This window comes from Bacteroidia bacterium, from assembly GCA_041391665.1.
Lineage (GTDB): Bacteria > Bacteroidota > Bacteroidia > J057 > J057 > JAGQVA01.
In genome coordinates, this window is record JAWKNO010000001.1 from 1525245 (window position 1) to 1538162 (window position 12918).

9 protein-coding genes are annotated in these 12918 nt (G+C 45.5%); 6 read left to right on the forward strand and 3 right to left on the reverse strand.

The features are described from left to right. The first annotated feature begins 254 nt into the window (after positions 1-254). The 6 genes from R3D00_06465 to R3D00_06490 all read left to right on the forward strand — a co-directional run bounded on the left by R3D00_06465 (position 255) and on the right by R3D00_06490 (position 6023). Complete coding sequence (locus R3D00_06465) at positions 255-1169, forward strand: MotA/TolQ/ExbB proton channel family protein (GenBank protein ID MEZ4772811.1); 915 nt, start codon at positions 255-257, stop codon at positions 1167-1169. Positions 1170-1198: 29 nt separating this feature from the next. After that, positions 1199-1831, forward strand: coding sequence for a biopolymer transporter ExbD (locus tag R3D00_06470; protein ID MEZ4772812.1), 633 nt, complete (start codon positions 1199-1201; stop codon positions 1829-1831). Positions 1832-1863: 32 nt separating this feature from the next. Beyond that, entirely contained in the window at positions 1864-2460 is a 597-nt protein-coding gene (locus tag R3D00_06475; GenBank protein ID MEZ4772813.1) for a biopolymer transporter ExbD, read from the forward strand. A gap of 58 nt (positions 2461-2518) precedes the next feature. After that, on the forward strand, positions 2519-3334 hold the full coding sequence (locus tag R3D00_06480; GenBank protein MEZ4772814.1) for an energy transducer TonB: 816 nt from the start codon (positions 2519-2521) through the stop codon (positions 3332-3334). A 135-nt stretch (positions 3335-3469) separates the two neighbouring features. Continuing rightward, positions 3470-3943, forward strand: a complete 474-nt coding sequence (locus R3D00_06485; protein ID MEZ4772815.1) for a hypothetical protein — start codon at positions 3470-3472, stop codon at positions 3941-3943. Between the two features lie 88 nt (positions 3944-4031). Beyond that, a complete protein-coding gene (locus R3D00_06490; protein ID MEZ4772816.1) occupies positions 4032-6023 on the forward strand; it encodes a caspase family protein in 1992 nt (663 codons plus the stop codon). A gap of 13 nt (positions 6024-6036) precedes the next feature. Here R3D00_06490 and gyrB read toward each other — a convergent pair whose 3' ends face one another. From gyrB to R3D00_06505, 3 genes are all read right to left on the reverse strand, one after another. Further along, entirely contained in the window at positions 6037-8019 is a 1983-nt protein-coding gene (gene gyrB / locus R3D00_06495; protein MEZ4772817.1) for a DNA topoisomerase (ATP-hydrolyzing) subunit B, read from the reverse strand. Between the two features lie 143 nt (positions 8020-8162). Continuing rightward, a complete protein-coding gene (locus R3D00_06500) occupies positions 8163-11243 on the reverse strand; it encodes an AsmA-like C-terminal region-containing protein (protein MEZ4772818.1) in 3081 nt (1026 codons plus the stop codon). Between the two features lie 151 nt (positions 11244-11394). Further along, the gene (locus tag R3D00_06505) at positions 11395-12900 is read right to left on the reverse strand and encodes a sodium:proton antiporter (GenBank protein ID MEZ4772819.1); all 1506 of its coding nucleotides are present in this window, start codon (positions 12898-12900) and stop codon (positions 11395-11397) included. Between the last annotated feature and the right edge of the window lie 18 nt (positions 12901-12918).

The window sequence follows — 12918 nt, forward strand, 5'->3', positions numbered from 1 at the left end:
TGAACGATATGAGCGCAATTTCAGCAGGAATCTGACATGGAATTTCATCAATTGGAAATTGAAGAATTTAAAGCAGATTTGGCGTCGGTAACGATTTCGATAGAAAAAAACCGTTGGCATTGAAAGTATTTGCGGGATTAGTAATATTATTAAGGTCAACAAAATTATATTAATTCTTTGTGTTTACGATCCAAATACATAATTTTGGACAGATTAACTTCTAAATTGTACATCAAACTAAAAGGCTTTCAGACATGGCTGAAACTAACAAACCTACGACATCGAATGCCTCAGGCGAGGCTCAGATTAAACCCGCAAGCCCTTTAAAGGCAATCTTTCCGCTAATCGCGATTCTTGTTTGTTTTGTGATTGCAGAGATTGCTTTCTGGAAAGGTTTCGGACACCCCAGTAACTTCAAGAACGGAGAGAAACTGGATGCAGACTATCAGGCTTGGGTTCAGGCTACAGGCGGAACTGACGAAGAGACAGCTCCTCCCCAGGCTCAGGAACAAGAACCCGCAAACACTTATGGTCTGATTTACAAAGGTGGATGGGTAATTCCAATCGGTATGACACTTGCCCTGGTACTTTTTACTTTCTCGATTGAAAGAGGTATCACGATCGCTCGCGCCGGTGGAAAAGGAAACACCGATGTATTTGTGAAGAAAGTAAGAAACCTTCTTGCAAAAGGAAATGTAGATGGAGCTGCACAGCTTTGCGACAAACAGCGTGGATCTGTGGGTAACATTATCAAAGCCGGTCTTCGCAAGTACAAAGAAATGGAAGTCGCTGACCACATGGAAAAAGAGCAAAAGAAAACAGCTATTCAGTCTGAGATTGAAGAAGCTACGATGCTTGAGCTTCCTATGCTGGAAAGAAACCTTCCGATTATCGCTACCACAGCATCATTGGGTACACTTGTCGGTCTGATCGGTACCGTATTGGGTATGATCCGGGCGTTTAGTGCGCTGGGTGAAGGTGGTGCACCAAACGCGGCAGAACTTTCCGTAGGTATCTCTGAGGCGCTTATCAACACTGCGCTTGGTATCTCTACTTCTGCACTTTCTATTCTTGCGTACAACTTCTTTACTACCAAAATTGATGGCATGACCTATGCCATGGATGAAGCTGGTTACAGTATTGTTCAGACCTTCGACGTAAGAAACTAATTTTCTGGTTCTACTAAAAAAATTGAACAATGTCAGCAAAAAAGCCTAAAAAACACCCACCGTCAATTGACATGACGGCAATGGTGGACGTGGCATTCCTGTTGCTTACTTTCTTCATTCTGACAACTACTCACTTCCGTGAGGATTCAAAGGTTGAGGTTGACATGCCTGGTTCAGTATCGGATCTTCCGGTACCAGAGACAGAGCTTTGTATTATCTCACTGGATCCAGAGGGCAGAGTATTTGTTGGATTTTCGGATCCTCTGACGCGCGAAGAAGTGCTGAGGCGGTATCTTTCCGAAAAAGAGGTAACCATTTCCAAAGAAGGAGCCAGCTATTTTTCTACTCTGCAGGAATTTGGTGTTCCGCAAAGAGAATTACAAAAATGGCTCGATTCTAAAGGAGATGATCTGAAGGAATATCCACACACTGGAATCCCTGCTGCGGTAACTGATTCTGCTACCATGACAGGTAATGAACTGAAGGATTGGATTCGTTGGGGACGTCTTGCCGACCAGCGCATGCGCTTCGCTATCAAAGGCGACCAGGATGCCGGTTATGATGCCGTCTCAAATGTGATCAGTTCTCTTCAGGAATGGAACGTGAATCAGTTCAGCCTCATTACTTCTCTTGAAGAGGGAGGTACGGTTGAAGTGGAATAAACATTATATCACCCTTTAAACTTGAGTATAACATGGCTGATGTAGATACCGGGTCTAAAGGCGGTGGGCGATCAAAAAAAGGTGGTCCCAAAACCAAAAAGAAGTCTACAAGGATTGACATGACCGCGATGGTGGATGTGGCCTTCCTTCTTCTTACCTTCTTCGTTCTCACCGCTACCATGGCAAGTTCTTCTGTAATGGAACTCACCATGCCCCCTAAAGTACCTGAAGATCAAATAGATGATCTTCACGTAGATATTCTCGAAGATAAGATCATGACCATCGTTCTCGATGAAAACGATATCGTTAAATACTATATCGGGATCACAGAACCTGAAATTCTTGAGACAAATTTCTCCGATGATGGGTTGCGAAAAGTGTTGTTGAGCCATATTTATTATGGAAAAACCATTGGTGCGCCACTTTGTAAAGATGTTAACGGTGCAAAAGGATGCTGGGACCCGATCTTTGTGATCAAACCCCGCAAACAAAGCCGCTACAAAAATCTGGTGGACCTGCTCGACGAACTTGCGATTACGCAAGCACCCAAGTACGCGATTGATAAGTTTACTCCGGACGATAGTCTTCGTCTGATTGGTGAATTTGTCCCGAAAGAACCGAAAAAGTAAGCCAGTCCCGGATCGTCGGTACTGCACGATATTTTGAAACATTACACATCGACAAACTATGTCTCAGGCAATCAGAGCATCTTTAGACGAAATGGTCTTTGAAGATCGTGAGAAGCGGTATGGCGCATATTTTCTTCGGAAAAAATACCCACGCCACCTCATGGTCGGTACGGCCATTATTGGAATCGCTGCTGTTCTGTTTACCTTTGCTCCCCTTATCGCCAAAGGTCTTGGTATTAAGGGAGAGGTAAAGGAGAGCAAAAGCCTTTCTGTGACAATCAATATGGAGGACCTCCCACCGCCACCGGCGATTGACGAGGACAAACCACCACCACCACCGCCACCAAAGGTTCCGCCACCACAGGTAAAAACGGTCGCTTTCCAGATTCCCGAACCAACTCCGGAAGATGAACTGGAAGACGAAGACCGGACAATCGCTGAAGTGGATGAACTGAAGGAAGCTCCAAATATCGGTCTCGAAGACAAAGAAGGTGCTGATGAAGGCTTCTTTGATGGTGAGATTGATGCTGACGGTGACGTACCTGAAGTAATCGTTGAACAGGAACCTGAAATCAACGCATTCATCTTCGCGGAAGAAGAACCACAGCCTATCAATATGGATGATATCAAGAAATTGATCGGTTATCCGCAAATCGCCCGGGATGCCGGTATCGAAGGTAGTGTGGTCGTAAGGGTTCTCGTTGATAAAAAAGGGAACTATGCCAAACACCGCGTAATCAATCAGGTACACCCCATTCTTGAAAAAGCTGTAACGGATCATGTAAACAAGCTCCGCTTTACTCCCGCTATTCAAGGTGGAAAACCGATTCAGTTCTGGGTGAATATCCCCTTCAACTTTAAGCTTCTGAACTAGGAGTTGTGTTGAAAGCTACATATAGAAGCCGTTCCATTTGGAACGGCTTTTTGATTTTTCCCGATATGCAAAATATATCCGCTTTCCGGTCGTATAGCTAGTACACCTATCCCCTCAACATCTAACTTTCACTGAATGCCAAGGCTTCTGTTTGTTTCCCTAACGTTCTTCTTTTTCATCAACCTTTCTCACACTTTTGTATTTTCTCAGGAGTATATTTCTGCCATCGGTGCCCGGACCGGTTCTGATACCGGTATCAGCCTGAAACATTTTTTTGCGGAAAGCAGTGCCTTTGAAGGCATGCTTGTGTATCGCCAGACAGGCGTTAGGGTAGTTGCTCTGGCCGAACAGCATTTGTTTTTAGGCCGCCGCGCAAACTCTGCTTTATATTTCGGCATTGGCGGGCATTTTGGCTATTCCGGTCTTGTCGTACCTGAACAAACCCCCCGCCAGGTTGCTGGAGTAGATTTCCTCGTAGGATTTGAATACGTTTTCCCTCATTCACCGCTCGTATTCGCCTTTGACCTGAAACCCTTGTTTGAGCTTCGTTACGATCCGGTGTTTTCTGGCAATAATGCTGCGGTTTCTCTGCGTTATACAATTCGATAGCAGACCAGAGGGTAATTTGGTTTACTGATATTATTTTGCGAATTTGAAATTTCCCAGATAATAGCATTAATCCCGGTAATTAACCCCTATGAGCAGCAAAAATATCTACGCCTTATTGGTCGGTATTGACAAATACAAGGCACCCGTTCCCGCACTCGATGGTTGCGTAAACGATATGCGCGCGATGCGCGATTTCCTTGATCGCAAAGCGCGCCGCAATGGAATTCCGCTTAAAATGGAAGTACTGGAAAACGAAGATGCTACGCGGGTGAATATTGTCTCCAAATTTGAAACCCATCTCACCAAAGCCACTAAAGATGATATTGTATTTTTTTACTATAGTGGCCATGGCTCGCAAGAACCCGCTCACCCGATTTTCTGGTCGATAGAACCTGAACATAAAAATGAAACGCTTGTCTGCTATGACAGCCGCAGCTTCGACGGAATGGATCTGGCTGATAAAGAACTCGCTACACTGATCGACCTCGTTGCACAAAATAACCCGCATATCGTGGTGATTACCGACTGCTGTAATTCGGGTGACAATACCCGCGGGGTAGATTTTACTAAAACCCGTCAGTCGGCTGCAACTACCAAAACCCGCTCTCTGGATACCTACATTCTACCCAGAGGCTTTGATTCTGACCGTAGTGCTATGTCTGTTGCTGGCACAGAGTCGTTTACAGTACCTTCTCCCAGACATATTGCATTAGCGGCAGCACATTCCTTTCAGCTCGCGAAAGAAACGAATCTTGCCGGTTCCCCGCGGGGGGTATTTACTTACTCTTTGTTGGAAGTGCTGGAAAATGCCGTAGGCCCGCTCTCTTACAGCGACCTTATGCGGAGAGTTCGGGGGCTTGTGCAGCAGCGAACCTATGATCAGGTGCCGCAGATAACTGCAACTATGGAGAACGATATCAATCTCAATTTTCTGGATGGTACAACTGCGGTTAAGACAAATTATTTTATGCTTTCGAGCAGCCGGCAGGCAGGATGGGAAATGGATGGCGGTGCGGTACATGGTATAGTTGCAGGTACATTTGGCGGACCGCAGACCGAACTTATGGTTTTTAGGGACGGGGCAGATGATGCAGAGATGGCTAATCCGGCAAAATCTCTCGGGCGGGTTTCCGTTAAAGAAGTTGCTCCGGATAAAAGTATTGTACGGCTCGAAGGAAACCTGCAGTTGGATACGACCAAAGCCTACCGTGCGAAAATTGCTTCCATGGCAGTACAACCTACGGTTGTCTATATTAAGTCGGTCAGTGAACATGCAAAAAATCTGGTGAAAATTGCGCACGGCAATGCGGAAGCTGAGGAAAAACTGATGGTAAAGCTTGTTGACGACCCCGCTCAGGCTGATTATAAACTGATTGCAAATGAGCGGAATGAATATGTCATCACCCGGAAAACTGATGCGGATACGCAACCACTGGTAGAGCAAATTAGTGGGTTTAGCCCGGAAAGTGCGACAAAAGCGATTTCGAATCTTGCACATATTGCCCGCTGGGAACGACTGCGCGACTTGCGCAACCCCGGTAGTGCGCTTAATTCGACCTCTGTTGGTCTTGATATCCTTCATCCGACAGAGAATCGTGTATTTCAGTCGGAGCGCGATGGCGATGTTGTCTTGCGTTATCGTAAGGCAGACGGCCCGTCAGGTGTTCCCCGCTTTAGAATAAGAATGGTAAACCGGGGTAACCAAAAACTCTACTGTTCGCTGATCTATATGTCTTCTCTGTTTGGTATTGACCCGGGGTTACTTCCTCAGGGAGGCATTTGGCTAAACAGTGGGGAAGAAATCATGGTGAGAAATGGCGCGATACTCAAGGCAGAAGTAGCCGATAGTTTTATCTCCTTTGGGAGAAAAAGCGTGCAGGAGATCCTTAAGGTGATTGTCTCCACCAAAGAATTTGATGCCAGTCTTTACCGGTTACAGGAACTGAATCTTCCCAGGGCGACCAGTCGCTCCGTAGGGGTAGATGGAACACGCGGTTTCTCCTTTGAAGAAAATGCCCGGGCAACAGGCGACGACTGGAATTCCATCGATTTTCCTGTTACCATTTTACGGGAAGATTGATTCCTTCGGTTTCCTACAAGTCTATATTAGCATATTTAGCATTGCGCTCGATAAACTCCCTTCGGGGAGCCACATCATCACCCATGAGTATGGAAAAGAGGTGATCGGCTTCTGCTGCACTTTCAATGGTTACCCGTTGAAGCGTTCTGCGGTCAGGGTCCATCGTCGTATCCCATAGCTGGTCAGGGTTCATTTCTCCCAGACCTTTGTATCGCTGTATAGTTACCTTCGACTCGTCACCATGGCCTAGTTCATCAATCGCTTCTTTGCGTTCAGCTTCTGTCCAGGCATATTTATGCTTTTTGCCAGCCCGTACCTGATAGAGTGGGGGAGTAGCGATAAAAACGTGTCCCCCTTCAATTAATTCTCCGAAATAGCGATAGATAAGGGTAAGGAGCAACGTGCGAATATGGCTTCCATCTATATCCGCATCGGTCATGATAATCATTTTGTGATAGCGGAGTTTTTCGAGGTTCAGGTTTTCGTCATCGCCGATGCCGGTAATACCTAAAGCGAGGATAATATTTTTGATTTCCTCATTGTCGTAGATCCGGGAAGGATGAGATTTTTCGACATTGAGGATTTTACCGCGAAGAGGAAGAATCGCCTGAAACCGACGGTCTCGGGCTTGTTTAGCGCTTCCTCCAGCGGAGTCTCCTTCCACAAGGAATAATTCACATTGTTCGGGGTTGCGGCTGGAACAGTTGGCTAGTTTGCCGGGTAGCCCGCCGCTGATGGCAGAGCTTTTTTTCTGGACAGCTTCTCTGGCTTTTTTGGCTGCATGCCGGGCTTCTGCTGCGAGAATGACCTTGGATACAATCATTTTAGCGACAGAAGGATTTTCTTCGAGATAATAAGCCAGCTGTTTGCTCACAATGGAGCTTACAATGCCTGCGACATCGGAGTTTCCGAGTTTTGTTTTGGTTTGCCCTTCAAACTGAGGTTCCTGTACTTTTACGGAAATGACTACTGTCAATCCTTCCCGGAAGTCGTCGCCGGTAATATTGAACTTGATTTTTTTCAGATGCCCTTCAGCCTCTGCGTAGTTTTTCAGCGTACGGGTAAGGGCCGTTTTAAATCCCGAAACGTGAGTACCTCCTTCGTGCGTATTGATATTGTTGACGTAGGAATGGATATTTTCGTTGTAGGAAGAATTGTATTGAATGGCCAGCTCTACCGGCGTAGTTTGCTCGTCATCGATTCCATTAATATAAATCGGCTCACTATGCAGCGGTTGGCGATTGGAGTCGAGGTGTTTGACAAACTCTTTCAGTCCTCCTTCAGAGAAGAAGGTTTTGGAAAGATACTGCTGCCCTTCATTTTCTGGCTTTTTCAGATCTTCTTCAGAGAGTGGTTCGCGTTTGTCGACAATGGTAATGCGAATACCTTTGTTGAGGTATGCCAGCTCTCTCAGCCTGGAAGCCAGGGTATCAAACTTATATTCACTGGTAGTAAAAATGGTGTTGTCTGGCCAGAAGCGCGTTTCTGTCCCTCTTTCGGTAGTTTCTCCAATAACTCTCACCTGTGCTTTTGCCACACCCTTTTCATATTCCTGGAGATATACATTTCCGTCGCGTCTGACCCATACATGACAGTCACTGGAAAGTGCATTTACACAGGAAACCCCCACACCGTGGAGACCACCGGAAACTTTGTAGCTATTTTTATCAAATTTCCCCCCTGCACCCAATCTGGTCATGACAAGTTCCAGCGCAGAAAGGCCTTCTTTCTCATGAATATCAACCGGAATACCCCGACCATTATCTTTTACGGAAACAGAATTATCCTCGTGAATGATCACATCAATATTTGAGCAGTGCCCGGCCATCGCCTCATCAATCGAATTGTCCACCACTTCATACACCAAATGATGCAGCCCGCGTTCCCCAATGTCTCCAATGTACATTGCGGGTCTTTTTCTCACGTGTTCAATGCCTTCAAGAACCTGAATATTACTTGCCGAATACTCTTGAGACTGGTTTTCCAAATCACTCATTGACTTTGTTTTTCGGTTGTTTCTTTGGTTTAATTTTGCCTTTAAAATTACATAAAAAAGCGCATTTTTCCCATTTTAATTATGAATAAAAAAAGGGCAATACACACTGGAATCGCCCTTTTTTGAGTTATGTAAACGAATGGTTAGTTTTTCTTCTTTTTGGGGAAACCAAACTTGTCCTTCAGGTCATCAAGTTTACCCTTAAGGTCCTCTCCTGCTCCTTCTCCGATCCCTTCTTTGAGCTCTTTGGCAAGCTCCTCTTTTGTTTTTCCATTGGTTACAGAATTGAGCAGACTGTCTTTTACCTGATTGGCGGTTTGGTTAACTACACTTTTCAGGCTGTCTTTAGCCTCTTTCTTAATATCACTGATCTGCGACTTGATACTGTCTTTATTCAATTGTACATCCGTACCGATTTTTTCAGAAAGTTTATCTTCAGCCAGATTTGTCAGTTGGTTGCCGACTTCGTCTCCTGTGCCGCCGCCCGCTCCGCTGATTTTGGGTGCCTCGATCGTACCGCCGAGTTTCAGATTTACATTTACCCGCTCACTGGCTTTGATGGCTCCACCCGAAAGGTTGGAAAGTGCGGAGAAAGCTGCATTGCCAATCGCACCCGAAGGTGCATCGATCTGCACATCGTAATCGAGATTGCCTGTAAGATTTTGTCTTCCCGATAAGGTTAACAAAATGTCCTGCACTTTCAGGTTTAGCGGACTGATTTCCAGAAATCCGTTTTCAATTTTGAATTTTCCCTGCAAATCTTTGAGGTCCATTTTTGAAAGCGCTTTAAGATTGGTCTTTTCTGCGAGGGCATTCATCGTTCCCGCATTTTCGAGCGAGCCTGTAATCACCTGGAAAAGTCCAAGGCTGTTGACATCTTCCAATACAGGCATCATATTGGGGGTCAGACGGCCTGAAATGCCAAACTCGGTATTGCAGATTCCCTGTACAAATTTCAGAACGGGTGCATATCGCTGTAAGGTAGTGAAAGAGGCAAATGCATCCTTGATCCCGAGATTCTTGATGTCCATGTAGAAGTTGTAAGTGGGGTTTTTCAGGTTGGCCGTGTTGTAAATGCCATTCATGGCTACCTGGCTCCCCAGCATTCCAAATGCTACATTTTCCATTGCCATCTCCTGATTCGCTACGACAATTCTGCCTTTGATGTTTTTCAGTGTCAGGTCATCGTAAATCACTTCCTTCATATCAGCATCAAAGACAATGTCGAGATTGTCGGGTACAGGTATTACTTCCAGTTCGCTTTCCTCTGTTCCGGTAGTGGTTGTTGTAGTTTCTTCTTCTTCCATCCACTCATTGAGGTCCATACGATTTGAGACAAGGGTCATATTCCCTTTCAGCATTTGGTTGTCCATCAGGGCATAAGCCATGTAGTTGCTGAAATAGCCATCAACCGCATAATCACTGCTTCCGAGTTTCCCTCTCGCACCTGAAATCTCCATGCGGGCAGGGGTAAAGGTGGCCGTACCGGTTTCTACCGTTACTGCTTTGGGCAGATAATAGTCAGTGTAAACCAGATTTTGTACCTGAACTGTGCCGCTGGTCGCCAGATTGGTATAGTTTTCTGCCTCAATATCAGAGTACTTGCCTTTGGTAGAAAACTGATCGACGATAAGTTTTCCGGTAAGGGTCATGCTGTCAATCGGGTAAATTTGCATGAGTTTTTCCAGATCAAGTTTCCCTGCTGCTTCGACCAGGTAATTGGGGTCATCGAAATTCACAATATGGGCCTTGCCTGTGATTTGCTCTCCGTCGAGTTTGAACCGAAATTCCGGTACATCCAGCACGCCACTTGTCATGCTGCCATCGGGGTCTTTCAGCGATCCGTGGAAATTAAGCTCTGTGAGTTCGGCGGGATATTCGGCATTTTTAATATACCCTTCTGTCATATCCATTACCGCATCTACGGTTGGGAAAGTGCCTTTGGCTTCATCATAAACGCCATCTGCATTGGCATCAATTTTGAATTTTCCCCTGAGTACCGTGCCTTCAACAGGGAAAATGCTGGTAAGTTCGTCGAGGTTCAGATCGGCGGCCAGATTGCCCTTGATTTTCATTCTTTCCAGCCCGCTGATCTGCGCTTTGGCATCGATGGGGTTGCTGCCAAAATCTGCATGCATACTGCGAAGATCTACGGATGTTTTTTCCAGATCTCCGTCGGGATTCAATATGGAAACATCCAGATTAATATTGTTGACGGGTTTGGGCAGATCGGGGTATTGCATCATCGCGTTGGCTACTTTTAGATTAAGCCCAAAGCCCGGCATCTTTGTATCGTTATATATGCCCTTTACAAATCCGTCAAATGCCAGTTGCCCATCGGTTTTGAGGTCTTTAAATGACTCCGAATAGACTCCCGGAACGAGCGAAAGAATACTGCGGAATGAGGTGCTGGGGGATTTGAAACTGAGATCCATATCGATATCATCTGCCGGCATGGATACCCATCCACTGAGATTTACGGGCAGTTCGTTTACCGTAAAAAGGTTGTCCAATAAATCGATTTTAAACTCCGTCGCCGTTGACACAATCTTCATATCTGCTTTTGCATCAGCTTTTGCCTGATGGAGATATTCAATACCATCATAAATTACCGTTAGCTTTTCTGCCTGGGTGAGGGTATTGAGTTCGTAGGTTTCGAGGGTAAAATCGCCACTGCCGGAGTGATTGAGGCCAATGATTTCTGCCCGCATGGGGAAGGTCGCATCATCATAAATAATGGTCGAATTGGTTAGCCGGTATTCTTGTAGTTTGATGACAAGGTTGGACGTGCTTTCTTCTGCCTGGGGTTCTTCGGTGGTGGTAGAATCTTCTTTGAATATATCCCAGTTTGCGGTTCCATCTTTTAGGACAAGTGCTTTAATTTTTCCCTCGTCGAGCATGATTTTTTTGAGATTCACCTCAGAACCGGAGATGACGCTCATAATATCGACGACAAGATCAAAACTTTTTCCCTGAATGAGGGTATCCGATGCGAAGGTATCTACCCCTACTACGCCAAAATCCTGAATGGAAATTCGGGCATTGGGAAAATTGCGGATAAAAGAAAGCCCTACATCTGCGAAATAAACCTGGGCATTCAGGGACTGATCAATTTCCTCACTTACCACAGCCTTGATTTTATCCTTAAAAAGGAATGGCAATGTTATTAGGGTGATTATCAGCAGAATGAGGACAATACCTGTGATTTTTAATACTTTTTTCATCACCTGATTATATGTGTTTCGGATTATTCTGGGAATAGCGGAAAAGTACCCGATAAAGGTACAAATTATTACCCACAAGCGGAATAGTGTTGTGGGTTTGCTTTGCTATCATACGTGTATAAATGCGGTCAGTTTCTGCAACGATTTCCGGCTAGATGCCATGGAGCAGATAAAAGAACACAAACCAGGTAAGAAAGAGTATGGGTAGAAGAATAATGAGGCTGTAGCGAATGATATATCCAAAGAAACTCGGCATTTCTACGCCTCTTTCCTCTGCGATGGATTTGACCATAAAGTTGGGGCCATTGCCGATATAGGTAAGTGCGCCAAAAAATACAGCTGCTACTGAAATGGCCCGGAGATAATCTTTGGTGACCATATCTACACTTCCCGCCGCAAATGCAGCTACGTCTGCGGGATTACTTACACTCAGATCAAATTTTGCCAGGGCCGCGGACAGAAAGTTGAGGTAAGTCGGTGCATTGTCGAGCACCCCGGAGAGTGATCCGGTGATCCAGTACATACTGTTGACGGAGAAAAAGGATTTTCCGGTTTCGCTGGCCGCAAATTCTCCAATCAGTTGAAGTGCAGGCATCATGGCAAAGAAAATGCCTGCGAAAAGGAAAATCACTTCATTGATTGGGTCGAAGGTGAATTCATTACCGCGGAGTGCCGATTTGTCGGCGAGGAAATAGCTGGCGAGACCCGCACTAAGCTGGATAACTTCCCGGAGGAAGGAGTATTTGGAACCGTGATAAGTAATTGCGGGCACCCATTCCACTACATTGGGATCAAGAAAAACGGCTCCTACAATGATTCCCAGCCATACGAAGTTGCGTGTGCCACGCAAAATGAGTCTGCCTGAGTATAAGGATTCTACCCTGTCGAGGTCTTTTTTATTTCTCCTGTCAAAAAAGAAGAATACAATGGAGAGCAGTCCAAGAGCAAAAAGCCATTCCGGGAAAACGTGGATCAGCGTCCAGGTAAAAGGCACGCCTTTAAGAAAACCCAGAAATAAGGGCGGATCGCCGATAGGGGTAAGTGAACCACCGACATTGCTGACCATAAAAATAAAAAAGATGATATGGTAAGGTTGCAGGTGATCGCGGTTTAGTCGGATATAGGGCCTGATCAGAAGCATTGAGGCACCAGTTGTTCCGATAAAGTTAGAGAAAACAGCACCTATCAGCAGCAGCACAAGATTCGCAAAAGGGGTTCCTTCCCGGTCAATCTGAATCAGAATACCTCCTGATGCGATATACAACGGTGCCAGCAAGGCAATAAAGGAAATATATTCAGACAGTGCGTGTGTAGGCTCATGCGCACCGGGAAGCCCTACGAGGTAATAGATAAGGGTGATAAGACCCAGGCCCGGGGCAATATATTTATAGTATTTGTGCCAGAAATGCGGGAAAAAAACAGGACCCGTCGCAATCATCACCAGCAAGATGATGAAAGGAATGACTGATATTGGATTGGGTTGATGCTCCGCAGTAGAAGCATGGGCTTCGCCATGATCTCCTTCAGGTTGTGTATCGGTCTGATGAATCTCTTCCTGATCAGCAGTATGGGGTTGTTGACCCAATACCTGCGAATAACCAAATCCAAGAGAAATCAGGAGTAAAAAAAGTACATTTCTGACGATTCGGTTTCTCATAGGTAAGACATCCGGCGA